Raw genomic sequence first — 366 nt, forward strand, 5'->3', positions numbered from 1 at the left:
GCTTAGCTTCAGATTGCTGGAACTTGCGGTTCAGTTCATTTACCTGTTGCGATTCGTTGCATGTTGTTTTGTGAGGTTTGTATTGAGCCACGGTGTATGTAGAAACAAGGCCTTGTTCCTTCATAATACGGCCAATTCGACGTCTTGATACGATAAGTCCACGTTCGTGAAGCTTTGCTTTAATCTTTCTTGTACCATATGCATTTCGGTTCTTCTGGAAGATTTCAACGATAAGCTTTGTAATACCATCTTCATTGCTGGAGTTTTTTGCTTCATAATAGTACGTACTTCTAGTTATTTGCAGGACGTCGCACATTGCTGATACCGAGTATTTGTCGCGATTTTGATGGATGACACTTACTTTCG

At 40.7% G+C, this 366-nt stretch carries 1 protein-coding gene; it reads right to left on the reverse strand.

The window, feature by feature from the left end; all coding sequences use genetic code 11:
• Positions 1-366 (reverse strand): IS3 family transposase (locus tag M3661_RS30025; RefSeq protein WP_251491402.1); only part of this gene is annotated, 366 nt, incomplete at both ends.

Origin of the sequence: Paenibacillus sp. MER 180 (genome assembly GCF_023713665.1) — a bacterium.
Classification (GTDB): Bacteria; Bacillota; Bacilli; order Paenibacillales; family Paenibacillaceae; genus Paenibacillus_B; species Paenibacillus_B suaedae.